Here is a 21,813-nt window from a genome sequence, read left to right as displayed (position 1 = left end):
CACCCACCGGCGGCCAGCCGCTATGCCAGCCCGGCGTGCAGGCGAGGCGCGAACGCGCACCTCCGCCAACGGCACAAGCGCAGCCCGCCCAAGGGCCAACCCCGCCAAGCCGCCCACTGCTCCCCGGCCGCCCGCTCGCTTCTTCCCCGTGCTGGAGCGGACCAGGTCAAGGGTGGGCCGCAGGCCCATCGCCGAAGGCGACGCGCAGCGCCCTTGACGCGGGCCGTGGAAGCACGACAATCGCCGAGAAGCGGGCGGCCCGACGGTCACTGGCCAACTCCCGAGGCTCAGGCCTCGCATCCCCGCCCTGCGAGTTGACTTCACTACGCAGACTGACCGTATGCCGAAACCCCCACTGATCTCCGCGAGCGACGAGCTGGAGCGGTCCTCCGTCGTAGCCAACAACTCCATGAACCGGGAACGCGGGCTGACCGGAGTCAACAGCTACGCCCGCGAGTTGGGCTTCGATCCCGTTGCCCGGCTGGCCGGTCGTCCCGCTCCCTCCTGGCTGGACCTGTGCAGTGGTGAGGGCCGGGCCCTGCGGGAGGCGTCCGGTGCCCTGTCGAGGGACGCTGTGCTCACCGCCGTGGATCTCGTGGGGCCGCTCGCGCCCGGGGCGCCGACACCGCCCGTCCTGGAGGAGATCGTCGCCTCCGTTTCCTCTTGGGCGCCCTCACGGACGTACGACCTCATCACCTGCGTACACGGTCTCCACTACATCGGCGATCAGCTGGGGCTCGTCTGCCGGGCCGCCTCCTGGCTCGCTCCCGACGGGCTGTTCATCGCCCACTTCGACCCCGACTCCATCCGCTGGGTCGATGGCTCACCTGCCGGGCGGGCCGTTCTTTCCGCCCTCCGCGCCGCCGGGTTCCGCTACAGCTCCCGGCACCACCGCCTCACCCTCGATGGCGCCCGCGACATCCGACCGCCGTTCCGCTACGTCGGCGCCGATCCCTCCGCCGGGCCGAACTACACGGGTCAGCCCGCAGTGGGTTCCTATTACGCGGAGACCCGCGTCGGCTGAGCCCTGAAAACGCCCGAGGGCGGCACCCCCAGCCAGAAGCTGGGAGCACCGCCCTCGGTCCATAGGACAGGCGATCAACCGTCAGGTCGATCAGAAGTCCATGTCACCGCCCGGCATGCCGCCCGGAGCGGCCGCGGCGGCCTTCTCCGGCTTGTCGGCGATGACGGCCTCGGTGGTGAGGAACAGCGCGGCGATGGAGGCGGCGTTCTGCAGGGCAGAGCGGGTCACCTTCGCCGGGTCGATGATGCCCTCGGCGACCAGGTCGACGTACTCGCCGGTCGCGGCGTTCAGGCCGTGGCCCGGGGTCAGGTTGCGCACCTTCTCCACCACGACACCGCCCTCGAGGCCGGCGTTGACGGCGATCTGCTTCAGCGGGGCCTCCAGGGCCAGCTTCACAGCGGCGGCACCGGTGGCCTCGTCGCCCTCGAGCTCCAGCTTCTCGAAGACACCGGAGGTCTGCAGCAGGGCCACGCCACCACCGGCGACGATGCCCTCCTCGACGGCGGCCTTCGCGTTGCGGACGGCGTCCTCGATGCGGTGCTTGCGCTCCTTGAGCTCCACCTCGGTGGCGGCACCGGCCTTGATGACCGCGACACCGCCGGCGAGCTTCGCCAGGCGCTCCTGCAGCTTCTCGCGGTCGTAGTCGGAGTCGCTGTTCTCGATCTCGGCGCGGATCTGGTTCACGCGGCCGCCCACCTGCTCCGAGGAGCCGGCGCCGTCGACGATGGTGGTCTCGTCCTTGGTGATGACGACCTTGCGGGCGCGGCCCAGGAGGTCCAGGGTCGCGTTCTCCAGCTTGAGGCCGACCTCCTCGGAGATGACCTCGCCGCCCGTGAGGATGGCGATGTCGCCGAGCATGGCCTTGCGACGGTCACCGAAGCCCGGGGCCTTGACGGCGACGGACTTGAAGGTGCCGCGGATCTTGTTGACGACCAGGGTCGACAGGGCCTCGCCCTCGACGTCCTCGGCGATGATCAGCAGCGGCTTGCCCGACTGCATGACCTTCTCCAGCAGCGGGAGCAGGTCCTTGACCGAGGAGATCTTGGAGTTGGCGATGAGGATGTACGGGTCCTCGAGCGACGCCTCCATGCGCTCCATGTCGGTCGCGAAGTAGGCGGAGATGTAGCCCTTGTCGAAGCGCATGCCCTCGGTGAGCTCGAGCTCCAGACCGAAGGTGTTGCTCTCCTCGACGGTGATGACGCCTTCCTTGCCGACCTTGTCCATGGCCTCGGCGATCAGCTCGCCGATCTGGGTGTCGGCGGCGGAGATGGACGCGGTGGAGGCGATCTGCTCCTTGGTCTCGACGTCCTTCGCCTGCTCCAGCAGGGCGGCGGAGACGGCCTCGACGGCCTTCTCGATACCGCGCTTCAGGGCCATCGGGTTGGCACCGGCGGCGACGTTGCGGAGGCCTTCCTTGACCAGGGCCTGGGCCAGGACGGTCGCGGTCGTCGTGCCGTCACCGGCTACGTCGTCCGTCTTCTTCGCGACTTCCTTGACCAGCTCGGCGCCGATCTTCTCGAACGGGTCCTCGAGCTCGATCTCCTTGGCGATGGAGACACCGTCGTTGGTGATCGTGGGGGCGCCCCACTTCTTCTCGAGGACGACGTTGCGGCCCTTGGGGCCGAGCGTCACCTTCACGGCGTCCGCGAGCTGGTTCATGCCGCGCTCGAGGCCGCGCCGCGCCTCCTCGTCGAACGCGATGATCTTGGCCATGTGAAGTGGTCCCTCCAGGACTGGGGGTGATTCCTTCGGACCGCGCCCGCGCCCGCGACGGACGGCTCGCCGACCTGTGGTTCCTTGCCCCACCTGGCCTGCGGGCCTCACCGACCCGGTCCTTCTTGTCACTCTCACCTTCAGAGTGCTAACGCCAATGATTAGCACTCGGCACCCTCGAGTGCAAGCGCCTCGGGCATGCCGGAGGGGGCGCTCAGCCGCGCGCGAACAGGGGCGCCGGGCATGACGAAGGGCCCGTACCCCAGGAGGTACGGGCCCTTCGAAGATGAACAGAAGAACGTCGCTGTCAGCCGACGCGTGCTTCAGCTGGTCGCCAGCCGGACCATGTCCGCCTGCGGGCCCTTCTGGCCCTGCGAGATCTCGAAGTCGACCCGCTGCCCCTCTTCCAGGGTGCGGTAACCGTCCATCTGGATCGCGCTGTAGTGGACGAAAACATCCGCACCACCGTCGACCGCGATGAAGCCGTACCCCTTCTCCGCGTTGAACCACTTGACGGTGCCCTGAGCCATGCCTAACTCCCCTATTACTGGCCCTTGCACAGATCCACACTTCGCGGACCCGGGTCAGACCTCACCCCCCATTGGTCGGGGGCGTGCGCCGGAACGCGTCGACCGCGGCTGAATGTATCTGTCCAACTGCCGTCTGCAACAGGTCAATCGGACGAGAATTCTGGACGGGCCCGGTCCGGAATCTGCCGAGAATTCGTCCGAATTCAGGGCAAGTCGGGCTCCATAAAAGGCGTAAAAGCCGCATTCAACCCGTGCACTTTGGCTGCTTCTCACCGGGGCGTACGGCATGATTCCGGGGCTTGCGACCCGCAGACCCGGCACGCGTTCCCCAACTGTACCGCGCTCAATCACGCAGAATGGCCCCCTCCGCTTCTCTCACGGAGGAGGCCATTCGATGAACATTCAGTAACCGCGGTTACCGAAGGTAATGGTCCGCTTTTGATCAGCCGCCGGCGACGGCGGGAATGATGGAGACTCCGGCACCGTCCGGGGTCGCCGTCTCCAGCCCCTGCTCGAAGCGGACGTCGTCGTCGTTGACGTACACGTTGACGAAGCGGCGCAGCTTGCCCTGGTCGTCGAGAACGCGGGCCGCGATGCCCGTGTGGTTCTTCTCCAGGTCCTCGATGACCTCGGCGAGGGTCGCACCCTCGGCGGCGACCTCGGCCTGGCCACCGGTGTAGGTGCGCAGGATGGTGGGGATGCGAACGGTCACGCTCATGCGAGGCCAGCCTCTCGGAAGGAGTCCAGGGTCGGGCGGATGGTGGCGGTGAGCCCCGTGCCGGCCACCGCGTCGAGGGTCTTGAGGCCGTCACCGGTGTTGAGGACGACCGTCGTCAGCGTCGGGTCCAGCACACCGTTCTCGATCAGCTTCTGCGTCACGCCGACCGTCACACCGCCGGCGGTCTCCGCGAAGATGCCCTCGGTCCGGGCCAGCAGCCTGATCGCGTCCACGACCTGCTCGTCGGTCACGTCCTCCACCGCGCCACCGGTACGGCGGGCGATGTCGAGGACGTACGGGCCGTCGGCCGGGTTGCCGATCGCCAGGGACTTGGCGATGGTGTTCGGCTTCTGCGGGCGGACCACGTCGTGACCGGCCTTGAAGGCGGTGGACACCGGCGAGCAGCCCTCGGCCTGGGCACCGAAGATCTTGTACGGCCTGTCCTCGACGAGCCCGAGCTTGATCAGCTCCTGCAGACCCTTGTCGATCTTCGTCAGCTGGGAGCCGGAGGCGATCGGGACCACGAGCTGGTCCGGGAGCCGCCAGCCGAGCTGCTCGCAGATCTCGTACGCCAGGGTCTTCGAGCCCTCCGCGTAGTACGGCCGCAGGTTGACGTTGACGAAGCCCCAGCCCTCGCCGGCCGGGTCACCGATCAGCTCGGAGCAGAACCGGTTCACGTCGTCGTAGTTGCCCTCGATCCCGACCAGCTCGCCGCCGTAGACCGCGGCCATGACGACCTTGCCCTGCTCCAGGTCGTGCGGGATGAACACGCAGGAGCGGAAGCCGGCGCGGGCGGCGGCGGCGCCGACGGCACCGGCGAGGTTGCCGGTCGAGGAGCAGGAGAGCGTGGTGAAGCCGAAGGCGCGCGCGGCCTCCAGGGCCTGGGCCACCACCCGGTCCTTGAAGGAGTGCGTCGGGTTGCCGGAGTCGTCCTTCACGTACAGCCCGCCGGTGACGCCCAGCTCGCGGGCCAGGTTGTCGGCCTTGACGAGCTTGGTCCAGCCCGGGTTGATGTTGGGCTTGTCGGCCACGTCGGCGGGGACGGGCAGCAGCGGCGCGTAACGCCAGATGTTCGCGGGGCCGGACTCGATGCGCCCCCGCAGCTCTTCGGTGTCGTACGCGGAGAAGTCGTAGGCGATCTCCAGCGGGCCGAAACACTCCTCGCAGGCGAACACCGGCCCGAGGGGCACCCGGTGACCGCACTCGCGACAGCTCAGGGCCGCGGCGGGGCCGAGGTCTACGGTGGGATTGCTGGTGCTTGCAACAGTCTGCACAGCCATGGAGGCGAGGCCCTTTCTCCTCATCTTCCTCACGACGCATCTCGCCGTGAGACGGATTTGGCACCTTCCCTAGCCGGGAGCCTCGCTGGAGAACGAGAACCGACTGGAGGGTTGCCGGGGCTTCATCGGGCCGTGTCCCTCTGCCCCTCTGGATGAGCTGTATGTGGTTGTCAACGCCCGTTGACCCCGACATGCGATGGTCACCGGCGTTGTTCAAGACTGTAACCGAAGGCCAGGACAGTTGAGATAGTCGTCCGAACCGCGAGATGGATCACACGGTCACCCCATGTGATCACGACAGTGAGGAGCCGCAGACCGTGCTGGAAGAAGTCGAGCGCTGGCTGGCCACCCGCTCCTGGTCCGTGACCGATCGTCCGCTCCACCGGATACTCGCCGCCAAGCAGCGCACCGGTCAGTCCGTCTCCGTCGTCCTGCCCGCGCTGAACGAGGAGAAGACGGTCGGCGACATCGTCGCGATCATCCGTCACGACCTCATGCAGCAGGTCCCGCTCGTCGACGAGATCGTCGTCGTCGACTCCGGGTCCACCGACCACACCTCCGAGGTCGCCGCCTCCGCGGGCGCGCGGGTCGTCCACCGCGACGAGATCCTCCCGCGCATCCCGGCCGTCCCCGGCAAGGGCGAGGTGCTGTGGCGCTCCCTGCTGGTGACCAGCGGGGACATCATCTGCTTCATCGACGCCGACCTGAAGGAGTTCTCCTCCGACTTCGTCTCCGGCATCGTCGGCCCCCTGCTCACCGAACCGGGCGTCGACCTGGTCAAGGCGATGTACGACCGCCCGCTCGGCGCTGAGCTGGATTCGCTCGCCTCCGGCAGGACGGCCGGGCAGGGCGGCCGGGTCACCGAACTCATGGCCCGCCCGCTGCTGAACATGCACTGGCCGCAGCTGGCCGGTTTCGTGCAGCCGCTCGGCGGCGAGTACGCGGCCCGCCGCTCGCTGCTCGAACAGCTCCCCTTCCCGGTCGGCTACGGCGTCGAGCTGGGCATGCTGGTCGACGCCCTGCACCTGGTGGGCCTGGACGCCCTCGCCCAGGTCGACGTCGGCGTGCGCAAGCACCGCCACCAGGACGGCCAGGCGCTCGGCCGGATGGCCGCGGCGATCTACCGCACGGCACAGCTCAGGCTCGCCCGCGGGCACCTGATCCGGCCGTCGCTGACCCAGTTCGAGCGGGGCGAGGACGGGTTCGAGCCACGCACCTACTCGGTGGACACCGAGGAGCGGCCGCCGATGGCGGAGATCGCGGAGTACGCGGCGCGCCGGGTGGCGTGAGGGGCGCACGAAAACGGCTGTATACAGCCCCCTTCCGGGGCAGACCGTACGTTTGAGCGTTTCCGGGCCGGGCTAGGTTGAGGACCATGGCTTCCGCGCACACTGCTGATGTGCTGGTCGCGTCCAACCGCGGCCCGGTTTCGTACGAGGTGCACGAGGACGGCTCGCTGCTCGCCAAACGGGGCGGCGGCGGGCTGGTCTCGGGGCTGTCGGCCATCGGGCCGAACCACAATGCGGTGTGGGTGTGCGCCGCGCTGGGCGGCGGCGACCGCGAGGCGGTACGGCGCGCGGGCGGCGGGCTGCTGCCGGCCGAGGAGACCGGCGGGCAGCGGGTGCGGATGCTCGGCATCGACCCGACCGTGTTCTCCGACGCGTACAACGGCATCGCCAACTCGGTGCTGTGGTTCGTCCACCACATGCTGTACCAGACCCCGCTGGAGCCGGTCTTCGACGCGGAGTTCCGGCGGCAGTGGGCGTCGTACGAGGCGTACAACCGCGCCTTCGCCGAGGCGCTGGCCGAGGAGGCGGCGGAGGGCGCCGCGGTGCTCGTCCAGGACTACCACCTGGCCCTCGCCCCCCGGATGCTCCGCCGGCTCCGCCCCGACCTGCGCATCGGCCACTTCTCGCACACCCCGTGGGCCCCGCCGGACTACTTCCGCCTGCTGCCGGACGACATCGCGGCCGAGCTGCTGACCGGCATCCTGGGCGCGGACCGGGCCGCGTTCCTGACCCGGCGGTGGGCGGACGCGTTCACCGACTGCTGTCACGCGGTGCTGGGCCCCGGCATCCCGTCCGGGACCCGGATCGGTGTGCACGGGCTCGGAGCGGACGCGGACTTCCTGCGCGAGCGGGCGCACCGGCCGGACGTGGACGCACGGATGGCCGCGCTGCGGGAGGAGATCGGCGAGGGACGCCGGACGATCGTGCGGGTGGACCGCACCGAGCTGTCCAAGAACATCGTGCGCGGCCTGCTGGCGTACCGGCAGCTGCTGGAGGACCACCCCGAGTGGCGCGAACGGGTGGTCCATCTCGCGTTCGCCTACCCGTCCCGGCAGGACCTCCCCGTCTACCGGGAGTACACGGCCGAGGTGCAGCGGGTCGCTGAGACGATCAACTCCGTGTACGGGACGGCGGGTTGGACCCCCGTCGTGCTGCACGTCAAGGACGACTTCGCCCGCTCCCTGGCCGCGTACCGGCTCGCGGACGTGGCGCTGGTCAACCCGATCCGGGACGGCATGAACCTGGTCGCCAAGGAGGTGCCGGTCGTCTCCGACGAGGGGTGCGCGCTGGTGCTGTCGCGGGAGGCGGGGGCGTGCGAGGAGCTGGGCGAGGACGCGATCGTGGTGAACCCGTACGACATCGGGGGGACCGCGAGGGCGTTGCACGAGGCGCTGAGCCTGCCGGCGGGTGAGCGGGCGGAACGCTCGAAGAGGCTGGCCGTGGCCGCTACGGCGTTGCCGCCTGCTCAGTGGTTCCTGGATCAGCTGGGTGCACTGGAGCGGTAGCGGGTCAGGGCATGTGTGCCGCCAGGGCGCGTAGGAGGGCTACGACTCCCTCCGGGCCGTCCACCACCACGTCCGCCCGTTCCGCCAGTTCCGTGACCTCCGTGCTGCCACTGCAGACCAGGAGGCCGGGGACGCCGTCGGAGCGGAGTTCGTCGACGGCCGCGTAGGCGGGGAGGTCGCCGAGGTCGTCGCCGGCGTAGAGGACGGACTCGGCGCCGGTGGCGCGGACGTGGTCGAGGAGGGCGACGCCCTTGTCCATGCCCGGCGGGCGGAGTTCGAGGACCAGCCGGCCGGGCTCGACGATCAGGCCGTGCCGGGTGGCGAGGTCGGCGAGGGGGCCGCGCAGGGCCTCGAACGCGGCCTGCGGGTCGTCGGCACGGCGGGTGTGGACGGCGACGGCGCGCCCCTTCTCCTCGATCCAGGTGCCGTGCCCGGCGCCGACGCGCTCCAGGAGGCCCGGGAGCTCGGCGCGGACCGCGGCGACGCCGGGGTGGGGTGGGGGTGCGGTGACCGTGTTCGTCGCGGCGTCCCAGCGTTCGGCGCCGTAGTGGCCGAGGACGACGAGGTGTTCCAGGCCGGGGGTGCCTGCGAAGCCGCCGTGCCGTACCGCCACCTCGGCGGGTCTGCCGGTGACCACGGCCACGGAGGCGACCTTGGGGGCGAGGGTGGCCAGTGCGGGGACGGCGTCGGGGTGGGCTCGGGCCTGCTCGGGGTCTTCGACGATCGGGGAGAGTGTGCCGTCGAAGTCGAGTCCGATCACTGCTGAGCGGGGCTTTGCGAGCAGCGCCTGCAGTCCATCCCGGCCGGCCTTGGTCGCCGGGGTCGGCAGAAGGTCCATACCGCGACAGTATCCAGCGCAGGGGCTGGTCACTCCTGGGGCTCCGCCCCAGACCCCGCCAGGGGCTCCGCCCCTGGACCCCGTTTCCCACCGCCCACCCGACTCGGTCGGCTGAGAAGGCGCCCTGGCCGGCTGGGGTGGGTGGGGAAAGGCTGGGTGAGTCGGCGCCCAGCTCAAGTGCGTCGGCGCCGGGTCCCGGGGGTCAGCGTTCGGAGCGGCGTGCCTCCCGGACTCGGCGCAGGCGGTTCACCGTCACCGGGTCCACGGCCAGTGCCCTCTCGTCGTCCAGTAGGGCGTTGAGGAGCTGGTAGTAGCGGACCGGGGCAAGGCCCAGTTCCTCGCGGATGGCTCGTTCCTTCGCGCCGGGGCCGGGGAAGGGCCGGCGCTCCAGCGCGAGGATGGCCTTTTCGCGGGTGCCCAGTTCCATGTGGGCCACCGTAACGCCGGGCACCGACAGCCGGGTCAGCTCACGTCGCTGCTGTCCGCCTCGGTCGCCGTCGCCTGGAGGCGGGTCAGGACACCGACGGGGCTGCCGCCGGGGGCGACCGCCTGGCCGATCTCCTTCTTCACGGCCGCGCTGACCGCCGCCCAGGAGGTCTTGCCGACGGGGTACAGCTCGGAGATCGGAAGCTGGTCGAGGAAGGGGTGCAGGTCCTTGTCGGGGGCGGAGTCCGACTCGGTCATGGTGTTGGACGCGGAGCCCGTGACCGGGAGGAGTCCGTACTCGCGGGAGAACGCCAGGACGTTCTTCTGCTCGTAGACGAAGTCGAGGAAGTCGCCTATCTGCTCGGCGTGCCCGCGCTGCTTGAAGCCCATCATCCAGTCGGAGACACCCATCGCGGCCTTGGCCTTGCCGGTGCGGCCCGGCATCGGGACCATGCCGAACTGCACACCCTTCCTGGCGGCCTGCTGGATCAGCGTGGGATGCCCGTTGAGCATGCCGACCTGGCCGTCGGCGAAGGCGGCGAAGGCGTCCGCGCGGTTGAGCTTGCCGGGGGCGACCGGACCGGTCAGGCCCTTGCCGACCAGGTCGTCCTTGAGCCAGGTGAAGGTCTGGACGTTCTGCGCCGAGTCGATGGTGTAGGTGCCGATGTCGTCGGTGTAGCCGTCGCCGCCGCTCAGCAGCCACTGCATGGTCTCGGCCTGCGCCTCCTCGGAGCCCAGCGGCAGCGCGTAGGGGTACTTCACCCCCTTGTCCTTGAGCGCCTTCGCGTCGGCGGCCAGCTCGCTCCAGGTGGTGGGCGGGGTGATGCCGGCCTGGGCGAAGAGGGTCTTGTTGTAGAAGAGCACCCGCGTGGAGGCGGCGAACGGGATGCCGTACTGCACGTGCTTCCACTCGCCCGCGTCGGAGAGCTGGGAGAGGAAGTCGGCCTGGGTGCGGATGGAGAGCAGGTCGGAGGCCTGGTAGAGCTTGCCCGCGGCCGCGTAGTCGGCGTAGGCGCCGATCTGGGCCAGGTCGGGTGCGTCTTTGGAGTCGACCATCTCCTTGACCTTGCGGTCGACGTCGTTCCAGGAGTAGACGCTGACCTCGACCTTCACACCGGAGTGCTGGGCCTCGTACGCCTCGGCCAGCTTGTCCCAGTACTTCTTCGAGCTGTTCGCCGGGGAGTCGCCGTAGTCGGCCGCGACCAGTCTGAGGGTCACGTCGGAGGAGCCCGTACTCCCGCAGCCGCCGAGGACCGCCGTCATGCTCAGTGCGGACACCACCGCGATCGTTCCTGCCGTACGCCGACGCACCGTCAAAGCCCCAACCCTGCTGTCTGACCGTTCAATATGTGGACACATAAGGTCTACACCACGTGAGTGGACTAGACCTCTTGTGGGTCCGCGGGCCACACTGTCCCCCGTGAGACATGTCATCGCCCTGGACGTGGGCGGTACCGGGATGAAGGCGGCCCTCGTCGGAGACGACGGCGCGCTTCTGCACCGCGCCCGCCGCGCGACGGGCCGTGAGCGCGGGCCCGAGGCGGTGGTCGAGACCATCCTCGACTTCGCCACGGAACTGCGCGCGTACGGCGTGGAGCACTACGGCGAACCGGCCGCCGCGGCCGGCCTCGCGGTCCCCGGCATCGTCGACGAGGAGCACGGCATCGCCGTCTACGCGGCCAACCTCGGCTGGCGGGACGTACCCCTGCGCGCCCTGCTCGCCGACCGGCTCGGCGTACCCGTGGCGCTCGGCCACGACGTGCGCACCGGCGGGCTCGCCGAGGGCCGGATCGGCGCGGGCAAGGGCGCCGACCGGTTCCTGTTCGTGCCGCTGGGCACCGGCATCGCCGGCGCCATCGGCGTGGACGGGCGGGTGGAGGCGGGCGCGCACGGCTTCGCCGGCGAGATCGGCCATGTCGTCGTACGGCCCGGCGGGACCCCGTGCCCCTGCGGCCAGCGCGGCTGCCTGGAGCGGTACGCCTCCGCGTCCGCGGTCAGCGAGGCGTGGACGGCGGCCTGCGGGGACCCGGAAGCGGACGCGGCCGACTGCGCGAAGGCCGTCGCGTCCGGTGACCCGAACGCTGTCCGGGTCTGGCAGGAGGCGGTGGACGCGCTGGCCGACGGACTGGTCACCGCGCTCACCCTGCTGGACCCGCGCACGCTGATCATCGGTGGCGGCCTGGCCGAGGCGGGGGAAGTGTTGTTCCAACCGCTCAGGGACGCCGTCCGGCAGCGGGTCACCTTCCAGAAACTGCCGGCCATCGTCCCCGCCGCCCTCGGCGACACGGCCGGCTGCCTGGGCGCGGGTCTCCTCGCCCGGGATCTCCTCGACTCCACCGACCCTACGGAGGTAACCGCCTGATGGCTCCCAGCTTGGTTCTCACAGGTGCTCGGGTGGTGCTGCCCACCGGTGTGGTGGCCGACGGGCGTGTGGTCGTGGAGGGCACGAAGCTCGCGGGCGAGGCTCCCGAGAACGCCGACGTGCTGGACGTGACCGGCCACTGGCTGGTCCCCGGCTTCGTGGACATCCACAACCACGGCGGCGGCGGAGCCTCCTTCTCCGGCACGGTGGACGACGTGCTGTCGGCCATCCGCACACACCGCCTGCACGGCACCACGACCCTGGTCGCCTCCACCGTCACCGACGAGATGGACCTGCTGGTGCGGCAGGCGGGGCTGCTGAGCGAGCTGGCCGAGCAGGGCGACATCGCCGGTATCCACTTCGAGGGGCCGTTCATCTCGCCGTGCCGCAAGGGCGCGCACTCCGAGGAGCTGCTGCGCGACCCGGACCCGGCCGAGGTCCGCAAGCTGATCGACGCGGGGCGCGGCAAGGCGAAGATGGTCACCCTGGCCACCGAGCTGCCGGGCGGCATCGACTCCGTACGGCTGCTCGCCGAGCACGGTGTGATTGCCGCCATCGGCCACACGGACGCCACCTACGAGCAGACGGTCGAGGCCATCGACGCGGGCGCCACGGTCGCCACCCACCTCTTCAACGCCATGCCCACTCTGGGCCACCGCTCCCCTGGCCCGATCGCCGCCCTGCTGGAGGACGAGCGGGTGACGGTCGAGCTGATCAACGACGGCACCCACCTCCACCCCGCCGCGCTGGAGCTGGCGTTCCATCACGCGGGTGCCTCCCGGGTCGCGTTCATCACCGACGCGATGGACGCGGCCGGCATCGGCGACGGCCGCTACATGCTCGGCCCGCTGGAGGTCGAGGTCAGCGAGGGTGTGGCCCGTCTGGTGGAGGGCGGCTCGATCGCGGGTTCCACGCTCACCCTGGACCGCGCGTTCAAGCGGGCGGTGACCATCGACAAGCTGCCGGTGGAAGACGCGGTCGCCGCTCTTTCGGCCAACCCGGCCCGTCTGCTGGGCCTCTCCGACCACATCGGCTCCCTGGAACCCGGCAAGGACGCGGACGTGGTGCTGCTGGACGCGAACTTCGACCTGAAGGGCGTGCTGCGCAGGGGTGAATGGGTGGTGGCGCCCCAACTGCCCTGATCCGTTCTCCTCTTCGCCAGCCGGCGGCCGATCCTCGTACTGGGCCGGCCGCCGTCTGTTTGGCATGATCGGGGCCCCGGTACCGATGGCGTAAGGACTTCGAGGGAGGTCGGCCCGGGTGATCCTCACGGTCACACTGAACACCGCTCTCGACATCACCTATCGCGTACGGTCCCTGCGGCCGCACGCCTCGCACCGCGTCTCGGACGTCATCGAGCGGCCGGGCGGCAAGGGCGTGAACGTGGCGCGGGTGCTGGCGGCCCTCGGACACGAGGTGACGGTCACCGGCTTCACGGGCGGCGCGACCGGCCAGGTGCTGCGCGAGCACCTGGCGGCCACGCCCGGCGTGACGGACGCCTTCGTCCCGGTCACCGGGCCGACCCGCCGCACGATCGCCGTCGTCGACGAGCGCTCCGGCGACACGACCCAGTTGAACGAACCGGGCCCGCAGATCTCCCCCACCGAGTGGGGCATCTTCCTGGACCGCTACGAGGAGTTGCTGGCCCGCTCCTGTGCAGTGGCCCTCTCCGGCAGCCTGCCACCGGGAGTACCGGTGGGCGCATACGCAGGCCTGATCCGCGCCGCCCGCGCCGCCGACGTCCCTGTCCTCCTGGACACCAGCGGTGAGCCTCTACGCCGCGGGGTGGCAGCCCGCCCCGACATCATCAAGCCCAACACCGAGGAACTGGCCGAACTCACTGGCTCCCAGGAGCCGTTGCGCGCCACCCAGGACGCCCGCCGCCGCGGCGCCCACGCGGTGGTCGCCTCCCTCGGCCCGGAAGGCCTGCTCGCAGCGACCCCCGAGGGCCGCTGGCGCGCCACCCCTCCGGCCCGCATCCACGGCAACCCGACCGGCGCGGGCGACTCGGCGGTGGCGGGCCTGCTGTCGGGCCTGGTGGAACACCTGCCGTGGCCGGAGCGCCTGACCCGCGCGGTCGCACTGTCGGCGGCGACCGTACGGGCGGCCGGGGCGGGCGAGTTCGACTCGGCGGCGTACGAGGAGTTGCGGGGGCGGGTCGCGGTGAGCGGGGTGGTCAGCGCGGCCTAGCTGTCCCGCTTGACCCGGCCCTTCTTCAGCCAGAGCTGGTCCAGCAGGACATCGCACGTGTCGCCGGGCTGGCAGGAGAGCGAGATGGTGTTCGGGCCCTTGTTCAGCGTCGGCCAGGCGTAGGTCTCCGTCCAGGCCTCCGCCGGGTCGGACTTGTGGGTGAAGTTGCCCAGGTTGAACTTGCCGCCGAAGGGCTTGCCGTTGACGGTGAGGGTCATTTTCTGATCCTCACCGGGGTTGTTGAACCGCGCGAAGATCGTGTACGCGCCCTGCTCGGGGACGTTGTTGAACGTCCAGGTCACCGAGGACCCGACCGTGTTCAGGCCGCCCACGTACACGCCCCCCGCCGCCTGCGCGCCCTTGACGTCCGACAACTTAGTCGCCCCGCCGGCCAGCTGCAGCGCGTTCGCGTCCGTCTTCGGCAGCTCCCCCGGAGCCGCCGAGCCGCTGCCGGACGGGCTCGGCTTGGTGTTCTGGGACTGGGCGGGGGACGCGCCTGCCTGGCTGCCGGACTTGTTGTCGTCCGAGTTGCCATTGAGCATCGCCATGCTGATGCCGATGACGACCGCGGCGACCACCGCGATCGCGCCGATCAGCAGGCCCTTGGTGTTCGGGCCGCTGCGGGCGGGGGCCGGAGGCCCGGGCCGGCTGCTCGTCGGGGCGCCGCCGGGGAGCGTCTCCGGGGCCTGGTAGTGGGCGTTCGGCTGGCCGTAGGCGCCCTGCTGCTGCGGGACGCCGGGCTGCGCCTGCGGCCCGCCGTACGTGCGCTCGCCGACCGAACGCACCCTGCTGACCGAGTTCGGGTAGCCGTACCCGCCGGACGGCGGCTGGGCTCCTCTGGCCTGACCGTCGGCGTACAGATAGCCGAACGGGTCGTCGTCCTCGGGCGTGCTCGGGCTGTTTTCGCCGGGCGTCATCCCTTGGTCTCCTCAGCAGGTGCGGGTGGATGCGGTACAGGTCTGGAATGGCGAGCCTACCCGCTCTGGCTGGCCCAAACGGGTGACTCGGACCGCATCAGCTCACTGACCTGCGGATCATCCGGCGCGCCGGTGCTGTTTGGGACGAGATCGTTTCTCTACGTACATCCGTTCGTCGGCTGACTTCAACACTTCGTCCGCAGTCATGCCGCAGTGTGCCCAGCCGATGCCGAAACTGGCGCCCACCCGGACGGCCCGTCCCTCGGCGCGGATGGGCTGGATGATCTCGTTGCGCAGGCGTACGGCGAGGTCCTGCGCGTCGGCCTTGCCGAGGCCGTCGGCGAGGATCACGAACTCGTCGCCGCCGAGGCGCGCCACGGTGTCGCCGTCGCGGACGCCCCGGGAGAGCCTGCGGGCGACCTCGATCAGGACCGCGTCGCCCGCGTTGTGACCGAAGCGGTCGTTGATCGACTTGAAGCCGTCCAGGTCGCAGAAGAGGACCGCGAGGCCCTTGGTGCCGTCGTCGTGGTCGTCCTCGGGGGCGACGGTGTGGACGTGGTGGTCGAAGCCGTCGTACGACTCCGCGCCCGGCGCGAAGTCGAAGCCGTGGCCGGCGGGGGTGTCGAAGGCGGGGTGGCCGTAGGCCGCGTCGAGGGACTCCAGGGCGCCGGCGTGGGTCGGGCGCTGACAGAGGCGTGCCGACAGGCGGGAGCGCAGCTCGGCGGAGTTCGGCAGCCCGGTGAGGGAGTCGTGGGAGGCGCGGTGGGCGAGCTGCAGCTCGCGGCGCTTGCGCTCCTCGATGTCCTCGACGTGGGTGAGCAGGAAGCGGGGCCCGTCGGCGGCGTCCGCGACGACCGAGTTGCGCAGGGACACCCACACGTACGTGCCGTCGCGACGGCCGAGGCGGAGTTCCGCACGGCCGCCTTCGGCGGATGTCCTGAGCAGGGTGCCGATGTCCTCGGGGTGGACGAGGTCGGAGAAGGAGTAGCGGCGCATCGCGGAGGCGGGGCGGCCCAGCAGGCGGCACAGGGCGTCGTTGGTGCGCAGGATCCGGCCGTGCTGGTCGCCGCCCATCTCGGCGATCGCCATGCCGGACGGGGCGTACTCGAACGCCTGCCTGAAGCTCTCCTCACTGGCTCGCAGCGCCTGCTGCTCGCGCTCCAGGCGGACCAGGGCGCGCTGCATGTTGGAGCGCAGACGCGCGTTGCTGATCGCGATGGCGGCCTGGAAGGCGTACATCTGGAGGGCCTCGCGGCCCCAGGCGCCGGGGTGGCGGCCGTTGCGCGGCCGGTCGACGGATATGACGCCGAGCAGCTCACCGGAGGAGCCGCCCTGCACGCCGGGCGTGTACATGGGCGCGAAGAGCCGGTCGGAGGGGTGCCACTCGTCCTCGAAGCGGGGCGCGGGCCCGTCGGTGTACCACTGCGGGACGTCGTCGTCGTCCAGCACCCAGCCCTCGGTGTGCGGTATGAACACCAGGTCGCCCCACTGCTCGCCCATGCTCAGCCGGCGCAGCCAGGATTCACGGGAGCCGACCCGGCCGGTGATCAGGGCCTCGGCGGCGGGGTTGCCGGAGAAGGCGGCGACGACGAGGTCGCCGTCGGGGCGTACAAGGTTGACGCACGCCATCTCGTACCCGAGAGCGTTCACCGCGCCGTCGGAGACGGTCTGCAGTGTGTCCGCCAGGCTGCGTGCCGTGTTCATGTCGGCCATGACCTGGTGCAGCTGCCGCAGGGACGCAAGACGGACATACGGCTCCGACTCGGTCTCCATGCTCGCCCTCCCCCCGAGACCTCGCAGCGAATCAAGGGTTGTCTTCGGCGCTTCTTTACCCCGGTGGTTCTTGTCGTGTTCTTAGCTTCCCGCCACTGAATCACAGCGCGCTGCTCACTCGGTACACAGGGTCAACAATTCCTGCCCCTTGTGACTCAAGTCACAGAAGAACGTGAACAATTGAGTAGAGTTTCGGCGTTTTCCCTGTGCGTTTACCGAACGCGGGCTTTGCCAGTGTGTTCACATGATGCGCACACCACCGGCCGCCCATGGTCCCTGAGTCCTAGGACCCGATTCGGCCCAGGGCCCGATGCGGCACGCACGGGGCGGAGATTAGCGTCTCCGGCGTGCTGACCACTCCCTCACTCACCGCCACACCAGCTTCCGGGCATGCTGAGGGGGTGAGCAACGACGAGTTCCGGGCCGCGATGTCCCGGCTGGCCGCGGGCGTGGTCCTGGTGACCGCGCAGGAGCCGCCGCTGGACCCGGACGACCCTACCGCGCCGGGCGGCGAGGACGTCGGCATGACCGCCACGGCCTTCATGTCCGTCTCGCTGGACCCGCCGCTGGTGCTGGTCAGCCTGCGCACGGGCGCCCGCATGGACGACCTGCTCGACGAGCAGCCGCTGTGGGCCGTCTCGGTCCTCGCCGAGAGCCAGCGCCACGTCGCCGGCCGCTTCGCCATGAAGGGCCGCATCAGCGACCGTCTGCTCTTCGAGGGCCTCCCCCACGTCCGCGGGGAGGTCTCCGGCGCCCCGCTGGTGGGCGGCGCGCTGGCCACCCTGGAGTGCCGCACCGAACAGCGGGTGACGGCCGGGGACCACACACTCGTCATCGGCCGGGTGCTGACCGCGCGGGTGCCGGGCGCGGAGGGCGGTCCGCTGCTGTATTTCCGGGGCCGCTACCGGCAGTTGGGGTAATCGGGCGCACCGGAATTCCGTGGTGTTGCCGTGAACACCTTCGCTTAATGTGCACGGATGACCGCTCGTCACGAAGAGATGCCCCCGGGAATACCGAAGCCGTTCTCGGCCCGAAGCCGCTCTCGGCCCGGAGGGGCTAGGACCAGTCGCGGCCGGACCTTCCCCGCTTGGTGTCCGAGCGCTGCTTCTTCTCCCGCAGCCGGCGTTCGTTGATGCCGCGCGGGATGCGGGTCGGTCTGCGGGGCTTGGGCGGGGGTGCGGTGGCCTCGGCGAGGAGGGCGGCGAGGCGTACGGCGGCTGTCTCGCGGTTGCGCCACTGGGAGCGGTGCTCGGAGGAGCGTACGACCACGACCCCGTCGACCAGCCGCCCGGCCAGCCGCTGCAGCGCCCGCTCCTTCCACACCTCGGGAAGCGCCTCGGTGGCCGCGAGGTCGAAGCGCAGCTCCACCTGCGAGTCACTGGTGTTCACGTGCTGCCCGCCGGGCCCGGAGGATCTGGAGAAACGCCACGTCAGCTCGGCCTCGGGAAGCGAGACCGAGCCGCGGATGAGGTAGGGCCCGGACATGCATCCCATGTTCCCGCTCCAGCCCGCCTCACGTCACCCGGTTTTCCCTTTGGGTAAAAACGGTAAAGGGATCCGGAACCATCGGGACCCCCCTCGACGTTCTCCCCGGTGACGGTAGCTTCGTCGGCACAGAAACCTAAAAGGGAAGGGACTCCCAATCATGGCTGTAAGCCTGTCCAAGGGTGGCAACGTCTCGCTCACCAAGGAGGCTCCGGGCCTGACCGCCGTCACCGTGGGCCTCGGCTGGGACGTCCGCACCACCACCGGCACGGACTTCGACCTGGACGCCTCCGCCATCGCGGTGAACACGCAGGGCAAGGTGTACTCCGACGCCCACTTCGTGTTCTTCAACAACAAGCAGACCCCGGACAACTCCATCGTCCACACGGGCGACAACCGCACCGGCGAGGGCGCGGGCGACGACGAGGCGATCAACGTCAACCTGGCCGCGCTCCCGGCCGACGTCGACAAGATCGTGTTCCCGGTCTCCATCTACGACGCCGAGAACCGCGGCCAGAACTTCGGCCAGGTCCGCAACGCCTACATCCGCATCGTCAACCAGGCCGGCGGCGCCGAGATCGCCCGCTACGACCTCTCCGAGGACGCCGCCACCGAGACGGCCATGATCTTCGGCGAGCTGTACCGCAACGGCGCGGAGTGGAAGTTCCGCGCGGTGGGCCAGGGCTACGCCTCGGGTCTGGTGGGCATCGCCCAGGACTTCGGCGTGAACGTCTGACGGACGCAAGACGCTTCGCTGAGCGGGAGCCCCTGGCTGTGGTGCGCTGCGGCCGGGGCTCCGGCGTCCGGGTCAGTTCCCGGACGCGTACGGCACGAAGGCCGCCCAGGCGGTCGGGGCGAGGACGCTGCAGAACCCGGGCAGTGACCGCACTGATCTGCTCGCCACACCAGCCGGTGTGCATGTGGATCTCTCGTGCGGAAAACGCCCGGCGTCAAAAAGGGCGCCGCGGATAGGATCTACGTGATCGTTGGCGACCTGCACGGAAGGGGGCTGCGCGTGCTGCCGGAGGCTTTGGTGGGGCTGGCGACAGCCGGCGGAACCGCGGTGGTGCAAGCCGCCGGTACGGAGGCATGGGCGGCGTTCCGTCAGCGCGTGGCCACCTGGTTCGGGCGCGGGGACGCCGGGCGGGAGTCCGGTGAGCTGGCGCGCCTGGACCAGACGGCGGCCGACCTCGCGACCGCGGAGCCGGGGAGCGCCGACGGCGGCGCGTCGGCGGAGCGGATCCGTATCCGGCAGGAGGCCCTTTGGCAGGCCCGGTTCGAGAATCTGCTGGAGAGCCTCACGGAGGCCGAACGGGAGCGGGCTGCCACCGAGTTGCGGGCGCTGCTCGACGGGCGCAGGCCACCCGGGACGGCGGCCGGGGACGGCGGGCTCGCCGTCGGCGGGGACCTGAACATCAGCGCGGAGAACGGCTCTGTGGCCGCCGGGGTGATCCACGGGGGAGTGCAGATGAGCCCCCCTCCACCGCCGGCTCCGTCCCAGGGCTGAACGGACCGGCTGACGACACCAGCCCTCACTTCTCCTCAACCATCCCTCCCTCATCGCCGCCGTACGTCGTCCAGGCCAGTCACCACGGCATGGCCGTCGGGCACGCCGACCAGGTCTCGTACTACGCCAACTCCCGTCCTCCGGCGTCCTGGCCGCTCCAGGTGGGAGTGATTCCAGGTGAGGCACGCTGCTTCCGGCCGCGCCCCGCGCTCGACGAACGCGCCTCACTCGCCGAGCGTTGCACGGTGCTTGTCGGTACCGCGGGCGTGGGCAAGACACAGCAGGCCGCCAGGCTCGCACGCGCCGCCTGGCAGGAGGGGCGAGTCGACCTGCTCCTGTGGGTCACGGCCGCCGACCGCGATGCTGTCGTCGCCGGGTACGCCCAGGCCATCGCCGAGATCACCGGGTCGGACGCGGCGGGCGGCTCGAGTGCGGCCGCTGCCGAACAGGCGGCGCAGGCGTTCCTCGCCTGGCTGCGGCCCGGTGCCGAGGGGTCGCGACGGCGTTGGCTGATCGTGCTCGACGACGTGGCCGACCCCGAGGACCTAAGAGGTCTGTGGCCGCCGGAGAACCCGGGCGGCCAGGTGCTGATCACGTCCCGGCGCCGGGACGTGGCGCAGCCGGGCCTGAACCGCGTGGTGGTCCCGGTGGACGGATTCACGCCGGGCGAGGCGACGACGTATCTCTCCGAGGTGCTGACCGCATACGGCCGCGAGCCGGGTCCGGTCGGCGACCTGGGCGCCCTCGGCCATGAGTTGGGTTACCTGCCGCTGGCGCTCGCCCAGGCGGCAGCCCATCTCGCCGGCGCGGGACAGGACTGTGGCACCTACCTCGGCCTGCTGCGCGAGTACGACCTGCTGGGCGGGCCGGACGAGTGGAGCGGGGTCCGTCGGGGGTGCCCGCTCGCCGGACTCCTGCCGGGGCCGGGCGCGTTGCCCGACGGGCAGGGCGTCGCAGTGACCGAGGCGTGGCGGTCGTTGCTCGACCGGGCCGACCGGCTGCCCCCGGCCAACCTGGCGCGCCCCCTGCTCCAGGTGGCGTCGCTGCTGCCTGTGGAGGGGGCGCCGGAGTCCGTCTTCACCAGCCGGGCCTGCGCCGAGTACGTCCAGCAGCACCGCGCCGCCCCGGTGCCGGGGCAGTTGCCGCGAGGCGAGGACATCACGGCGGCGCTGGGCGTCCTGGACCGGCTGGGGCTGATCGACCACGCACCCCGCGGTTCGGGCGATCCGTACCGGGCAGTGCGCGTGCATCCGGTGCTGCAGCGGTCGGTACGCGAGGGACTGTCCGCCGACCGCATCCGGGGGCTGGCCCGGACGGTCGCGTCGGCGTGGGTCGAGGCCGCCGACACGCACGGCGCGGATCCCGCCTTCGTCCCGGTGCTCGCCGGCGCCGCCGACGTGCTGCGCGCACACGCCGCAGCCGCGCTCTGGTCACCGTTCGCCCCTCCTGCAACCGGCGTATTGGGTGTGTCCCTCAACGAACTGTTCGGGGACCCGCACCCCGACACCCACGAGTTGCTGTTCCGCACGGGCGAACTCCACGGCACAACAGGCCGGTCAGCGGCTCGGGCCCGGGACTACTTCGAGTGGTTGGCCGGTGAGGTGCTGCGCCGCCAGGGCCCCGACTCCCCGAGCCTCGAAGCCGCCCGCGCCCGGCAGGCTCACTGGCAGGGCGAGTCCGGCGACGCGCACGGGGCCGTGGCGGCGTACGCCGCGCTCCTCGACCAGCAGAGCCGCGTGTTCGGCCCCCACCACGCGCGTACGTTCGCCACCCGGGCGGCGCTGGGCCGCTGGCGCGAGGCGGCGGGTGATGCGGCCGGGGCGGCGGCGGCGTACGCCGAGTTGCTCCCGCTGCAGCAGCGGACGTTCGGCACGGACTCCCCCTGGGCCTTGGACACCTGTGCCGAGCTCGCCCGCCTGAAAGGCGAATCGGGGGACGCGTACGGGGCGGCGACGGTGTACGAGACGCTGTTGAACGACCTGATCCGCGTACTGGGCGGCCGCGGCGACCTTCAGCCGCGGGTCGGGCCGTACGGGAACGAGGCGACTGTTCGCTCCAACTGGCTCAAGGTCTTCGCCGCTCACCACGGTCACGCCCACTGGCGCGGCCGGGCCGGAGACGCTGCCGGGGCGGCGGTCTCGTTCACGCACCTGCTGAACGAGCAGATCCGCGTCCTCGACCCGGATCATCCTGACGTACGGGCCACTCGTGAGGAGTTGGCGCACTGGCAGGAGCGCGCCAGGAAGCGATGAGCGT

The 21,813-nt window shown here is 70.7% G+C and carries 20 protein-coding genes and 1 riboswitch; of the genes, 10 read left to right on the top strand and 10 right to left on the bottom strand.

Annotated features, from left to right (window positions below):
- Positions 1-340 precede the first annotated feature (340 nt).
- Positions 341-1,024: a class I SAM-dependent methyltransferase gene (locus tag ACWC5O_RS00290; RefSeq protein ID WP_386573648.1), complete on the top strand. Its 684-nt coding sequence runs from the start codon at positions 341-343 to the stop codon at positions 1,022-1,024.
- A gap of 90 nt (positions 1,025-1,114) precedes the next feature.
- On the opposite strand, the gene groL is transcribed toward ACWC5O_RS00290, so the two are convergent.
- The 4 genes from groL to thrC form a co-directional block, all read right to left on the bottom strand.
- Positions 1,115-2,737, bottom strand: coding sequence for a chaperonin GroEL (gene groL / locus ACWC5O_RS00285; RefSeq protein WP_450590879.1), 1,623 nt, complete (start codon positions 2,735-2,737; stop codon positions 1,115-1,117).
- A gap of 323 nt (positions 2,738-3,060) precedes the next feature.
- Positions 3,061-3,267 (bottom strand): cold-shock protein, encoded by a 207-nt coding sequence (locus ACWC5O_RS00280; RefSeq protein ID WP_019057200.1) that lies wholly within the window; start codon positions 3,265-3,267, stop codon positions 3,061-3,063.
- 442 nt (positions 3,268-3,709) lie between these two features.
- A complete protein-coding gene (locus tag ACWC5O_RS00275; RefSeq protein WP_076087077.1) occupies positions 3,710-3,985 on the bottom strand; it encodes a MoaD/ThiS family protein in 276 nt (91 codons plus the stop codon).
- A complete protein-coding gene (gene thrC, locus ACWC5O_RS00270; RefSeq protein ID WP_450590877.1) occupies positions 3,982-5,265 on the bottom strand; it encodes a threonine synthase in 1,284 nt (427 codons plus the stop codon). Before thrC ends, ACWC5O_RS00275 begins: the two co-directional genes overlap by 4 nt.
- Before the next feature lie 17 nt (positions 5,266-5,282).
- A riboswitch (SAM riboswitch) is annotated at positions 5,283-5,424 on the bottom strand.
- Positions 5,425-5,582: 158 nt separating this feature from the next.
- Between thrC and ACWC5O_RS00265 the strand changes: the two genes are divergently transcribed.
- A complete protein-coding gene (locus ACWC5O_RS00265; protein ID WP_450590876.1) occupies positions 5,583-6,554 on the top strand; it encodes a glucosyl-3-phosphoglycerate synthase in 972 nt (323 codons plus the stop codon).
- 86 nt (positions 6,555-6,640) lie between these two features.
- Positions 6,641-8,059, top strand: coding sequence for an alpha,alpha-trehalose-phosphate synthase (UDP-forming) (locus ACWC5O_RS00260; protein WP_450590875.1), 1,419 nt, complete (start codon positions 6,641-6,643; stop codon positions 8,057-8,059).
- Positions 8,060-8,063: 4 nt separating this feature from the next.
- Here ACWC5O_RS00260 and otsB read toward each other — a convergent pair whose 3' ends face one another.
- The 3 genes from otsB to ACWC5O_RS00245 all read right to left on the bottom strand — a co-directional run bounded on the left by otsB (position 8,064) and on the right by ACWC5O_RS00245 (position 10,634).
- Positions 8,064-8,897 (bottom strand): trehalose-phosphatase, encoded by an 834-nt coding sequence (otsB, locus tag ACWC5O_RS00255; protein WP_450590874.1) that lies wholly within the window; start codon positions 8,895-8,897, stop codon positions 8,064-8,066.
- Positions 8,898-9,099: 202 nt separating this feature from the next.
- Complete coding sequence (locus ACWC5O_RS00250; protein WP_450590873.1) at positions 9,100-9,324, bottom strand: DUF3263 domain-containing protein; 225 nt, start codon at positions 9,322-9,324, stop codon at positions 9,100-9,102.
- Positions 9,325-9,359: 35 nt separating this feature from the next.
- On the bottom strand, positions 9,360-10,634 hold the full coding sequence (locus ACWC5O_RS00245; RefSeq protein ID WP_450590923.1) for an extracellular solute-binding protein: 1,275 nt from the start codon (positions 10,632-10,634) through the stop codon (positions 9,360-9,362).
- Between the two features lie 109 nt (positions 10,635-10,743).
- Here ACWC5O_RS00245 and ACWC5O_RS00240 point away from each other — a divergent pair, with 109 nt between their 5' ends.
- From ACWC5O_RS00240 to ACWC5O_RS00230, 3 genes are all read left to right on the top strand, one after another.
- On the top strand, positions 10,744-11,685 hold the full coding sequence (locus tag ACWC5O_RS00240; protein ID WP_450590872.1) for an ROK family protein: 942 nt from the start codon (positions 10,744-10,746) through the stop codon (positions 11,683-11,685).
- Positions 11,685-12,827, top strand: a complete 1,143-nt coding sequence (gene nagA / locus ACWC5O_RS00235) for an N-acetylglucosamine-6-phosphate deacetylase (RefSeq protein ID WP_450590870.1) — start codon at positions 11,685-11,687, stop codon at positions 12,825-12,827. The genes ACWC5O_RS00240 and nagA overlap by 1 nt, the downstream gene beginning before the upstream one ends.
- Before the next feature lie 118 nt (positions 12,828-12,945).
- The gene (locus ACWC5O_RS00230; protein ID WP_450590868.1) at positions 12,946-13,875 is read left to right on the top strand and encodes a 1-phosphofructokinase family hexose kinase; all 930 of its coding nucleotides are present in this window, start codon (positions 12,946-12,948) and stop codon (positions 13,873-13,875) included.
- On the opposite strand, the gene ACWC5O_RS00225 is transcribed toward ACWC5O_RS00230, so the two are convergent.
- The gene (locus ACWC5O_RS00225; RefSeq protein WP_450590867.1) at positions 13,872-14,792 is read right to left on the bottom strand and encodes a carbohydrate-binding protein; all 921 of its coding nucleotides are present in this window, start codon (positions 14,790-14,792) and stop codon (positions 13,872-13,874) included. The genes ACWC5O_RS00230 and ACWC5O_RS00225 overlap by 4 nt on opposite strands.
- Positions 14,793-14,909: 117 nt before the next feature.
- Positions 14,910-16,565, bottom strand: a complete 1,656-nt coding sequence (gene cdgB / locus ACWC5O_RS00220) for a diguanylate cyclase CdgB (RefSeq protein ID WP_450590865.1) — start codon at positions 16,563-16,565, stop codon at positions 14,910-14,912.
- Between the two features lie 347 nt (positions 16,566-16,912).
- On the opposite strand from cdgB, the gene ACWC5O_RS00215 reads away from it, so the two are divergent.
- Entirely contained in the window at positions 16,913-17,485 is a 573-nt protein-coding gene (locus ACWC5O_RS00215; protein WP_450590864.1) for a flavin reductase family protein, read from the top strand.
- A gap of 136 nt (positions 17,486-17,621) precedes the next feature.
- Here the strand turns inward: ACWC5O_RS00215 and arfB are convergent, their stop codons facing one another.
- A complete protein-coding gene (gene arfB, locus ACWC5O_RS00210; RefSeq protein WP_389176606.1) occupies positions 17,622-18,059 on the bottom strand; it encodes an alternative ribosome rescue aminoacyl-tRNA hydrolase ArfB in 438 nt (145 codons plus the stop codon).
- Between the two features lie 151 nt (positions 18,060-18,210).
- Here arfB and ACWC5O_RS00205 point away from each other — a divergent pair, with 151 nt between their 5' ends.
- From ACWC5O_RS00205 to ACWC5O_RS00195, 3 genes are all read left to right on the top strand, one after another.
- The gene (locus tag ACWC5O_RS00205) at positions 18,211-18,786 is read left to right on the top strand and encodes a TerD family protein (protein WP_381566969.1); all 576 of its coding nucleotides are present in this window, start codon (positions 18,211-18,213) and stop codon (positions 18,784-18,786) included.
- Between the two features lie 243 nt (positions 18,787-19,029).
- The gene (locus ACWC5O_RS00200; protein ID WP_450590863.1) at positions 19,030-19,557 is read left to right on the top strand and encodes a hypothetical protein; all 528 of its coding nucleotides are present in this window, start codon (positions 19,030-19,032) and stop codon (positions 19,555-19,557) included.
- 89 nt (positions 19,558-19,646) lie between these two features.
- The gene (locus tag ACWC5O_RS00195) at positions 19,647-21,809 is read left to right on the top strand and encodes an NB-ARC domain-containing protein (protein ID WP_450590862.1); all 2,163 of its coding nucleotides are present in this window, start codon (positions 19,647-19,649) and stop codon (positions 21,807-21,809) included.
- Positions 21,810-21,813: the final 4 nt, after the last annotated feature.

This window comes from Streptomyces sp. NPDC001450 (assembly GCF_053597295.1).
This window is presented reverse-complemented; position numbering and strand designations above follow the sequence as displayed.